We start from the raw sequence: 3406 nt of genomic DNA, 5'->3' as shown, positions 1-3406 counted from the left end.
AATAAAGCCCTGGCGATGCCCTACTTTCGCATGAGGAGACCTCACACTATCATTGGCGCAGGAATGTTTCACTACTGAGTTCGAGATGGGATCAGGTGGTTCCAAACCGCTATGTTCGCCAGGAAAACTGGTTGCCTTAAAACTGTTTGTCGTCTTAAGGTCTGGTAAAGAAGAATAAGGTAGCACAAGCTTCTTGGTTAATCCAGCGTTTTGCTGGATTAAGCTTTATCATTTAACTCAAGCACTAGCTCATCATCACTAAAAAGTGACTCAGATTATATGGTCAAGACAATCAGCCAATTAGTACACGTTAGCTCCACACATTACTGCGCTTCCACACCGTGCCTATCAACGTCGTAGTCTTCAACGGGCTTCATGGGAAAACTCATCTTGAGGGAGGCTTCCCGCTTAGATGCTTTCAGCGGTTATCCCGTCCGAACTTAGCTACCCGGCGATGCCACTGGCGTGACAACCGGTACACCAGAGGTTCGTCCACTCCGGTCCTCTCGTACTAGGAGCAGCTCCTCTCAATTTTCCTACGCCCACGGCAGATAGGGACCGAACTGTCTCACGACGTTCTAAACCCAGCTCGCGTACCACTTTAAATGGCGAACAGCCATACCCTTGGGACCTGCTTCAGCCCCAGGATGTGATGAGCCGACATCGAGGTGCCAAACACCGCCGTCGATATGAACTCTTGGGCGGTATCAGCCTGTTATCCCCGGAGTACCTTTTATCCGTTGAGCGATGGCCCTTCCATACAGAACCACCGGATCACTAAGACCTACTTTCGTACCTGCTCGAGCCGTCACTCTCGCAGTCAAGCACCCTTATGCCTTTACACTCTAGGTACGATGTCCGACCGTACCGAGGGTACCTTTGTGCTCCTCCGTTACTCTTTGGGAGGAGACCGCCCCAGTCAAACTACCCATCATACACTGTCCTCGTCCCAGATAATGGGACCAAGTTAGAACCTCAATAATAACAGGGTGGTATTTCAAGGTTGGCTCCATACCCACTAGCGTGGATACTTCATAGCCTCCCACCTATCCTACACAGTTATCATCAAAGTCCAGTGCAAAACTATAGTAAAGGTTCACGGGGTCTTTCCGTCTAGCCGCGGGTACACTGCATCTTCACAGCGATTTCAATTTCACTGAGTCTCGGGTGGAGACAGTGTGGCCATCGTTACGCCATTCGTGCAGGTCGGAACTTACCCGACAAGGAATTTCGCTACCTTAGGACCGTTATAGTTACGGCCGCCGTTTACCGGGGCTTCGATCAAGAGCTTCTCCGAAGATAACCCCATCAATTAACCTTCCGGCACCGGGCAGGCGTCACACCCTATACGTCTTCTTACGAATTTGCAGAGTGCTGTGTTTTTAATAAACAGTCGCAGCCACCTGGTCTCTGCGGCCCTCATCCGCTTCGTCACGCGTAGTGACTAACAGACAAGGGCGTACCTTCTCCCGAAGTTACGGTACCATTTTGCCTAGTTCCTTCACCCGAGTTCTCTCAAGCGCCTCAGTATTCTCTACCTGTCCACCTGTGTCGGTTTGCGGTACGGTTCTCTATAAGTTATGGCTAGCAGCTTTTCCTGGAAGCGTGGCATTAATGACTTCTCTGTACACCGAAGTGTCAGAACCAGTTCGCACCTTAGAGTAACGTTACTCGGGATTTGCCTCAAGTAACCTCCTACATGCAACTACCAGGACAACCAACGCCTGGCTCATCTAGCCTTCTCCGTCCCCACATCACCACTTATAAAAAGTCCAGGAATATTAACCTGGTTCCCATCGACTACGCTCTTCAGCCTCGTCTTAGGGGCCGACTCACCCTGCTCCGATTAACGTCGTGCAGGAAACCTGGGACTTCCGGCGTGAGGGCTTTTCACCCTCATTATCGTTACTCATGTCAGCATTCGCACTTCTGATACCTCCAGCAGACTTCTCAATCCACCTTCTTCAGCCTACAGAACGCTCCCCTACCACGTGCACTTAGTGCACATCCGCAGCTTCGGCGACTAGTTTTAGCCCCGTTACATCTTCCGCGCAGGCCGACTCGACCAGTGAGCTATTACGCTTTCTTTAAAGGGTGGCTGCTTCTAAGCCAACCTCCTGGCTGTCTATGCCTTCCCACATCGTTTCCCACTTAACTAGTACTTGGGGGCCTTAGCTGGCGGTCTGGGTTGTTTCCCTCTTCACGACGGACGTTAGCACCCGCCGTGTGTCTCCCGTGATTCAATTAGCCGGTATTCGGAGTTTGCATCGGTTTGGTAAGCCATGACAGCCCCCTAGCCGAAACAGTGCTCTACCCCCAGTAATCACTCACGAGGCGCTACCTAAATAGCTTTCGGGGAGAACCAGCTATCTCCGGGCTTGATTAGCCTTTCACCCCTAGTCACACGTCATCCGATAATTTTTCAACATTACCCGGTTCGGACCTCCAGTTGGTGTTACCCAACCTTCATCCTGCACATGACTAGATCGCCCGGTTTCGGGTCTACTCCCAGCGACTCGCGCCCTATTCAGACTCGATTTCTCTACGGCTTCCTTATTCAGTTAACCTCGCCACTGAAAGTAACTCGCTGACCCATTATACAAAAGGTACGCAGTCACACAGCCTAAGCCATGCTCCCACTGCTTGTACGCAAACGGTTTCAGGTTCTATTTCACTCCCCTCTCCGGGGTTCTTTTCGCCTTTCCCTCACGGTACTGGTTCACTATCGGTCAGTAAGTAGTATTTAGCCTTGGATGATGGTCCACCCATATTCAGACAGAATTACTCGTGTTCCGCCCTACTTATTCGTGCGCCTAATTCTTTAGTCTTGCTTCGTGTACGGGGCTTTCACCCTCTACGGCCTGCCTTCCCAAACAGTTCCACTCACTAAAACTAATAAATCGCACCAGGCTCTTCCCCGTTCGCTCGCCGCTACTGAGAGAATCTCTATTGATTTCTTTTCCTTTGGGTACTTAGATGTTTCAGTTCCCCAAGTTCGCTTCTTAAACCTATGTATTCAGTTTAAGATGACTGTATTACTACAGCCGGGTTCCCCCATTCGGACATCTCTGGTTAGTCGCTCGTTTCCAGCTCACCAAAGCTTTTCGCAGGATTCCACGTCCTTCATCGCCTCTTACTGCCAAGGCATCCACCGTTTGCGCTTCTCTTCTTGACCATATAATCTCAATCACCTTTTTGCGGCGTTCTTTCGCTTTACTCTTCGTTATATTGATGCACTCGTTCAGTCACATACTCATGTATGCTCCTTCTCTCGCTTATCAATATGCCTCGATTAAATCAAAAGCTCTTGCAAAAACATTTTTTGATTATATGTTTTTTACTACACAATACTGAGTCGCTTGTGTTACCTCATTTCTTTCTTCTTTACCAAATTGTTAATGAACTC

The 3406-nt window shown here is 49.6% G+C and carries 2 rRNA genes; both read right to left on the bottom strand.

What is annotated here, in order from left to right:
* Positions 1–7: 7 nt before the first annotated feature.
* Positions 8–123 (bottom strand): 5S ribosomal RNA (rrf, locus tag ELY15_RS14735).
* A gap of 156 nt (positions 124–279) precedes the next feature.
* A 23S ribosomal RNA gene (locus ELY15_RS14730) occupies positions 280–3175 on the bottom strand.
* Positions 3176–3406: the final 231 nt, after the last annotated feature.

This window comes from Legionella sp. km772, assembly GCF_003989735.1.
GTDB lineage: Bacteria > Pseudomonadota > Gammaproteobacteria > Legionellales > Legionellaceae > Legionella.
This window is presented reverse-complemented; position numbering and strand designations above follow the sequence as displayed.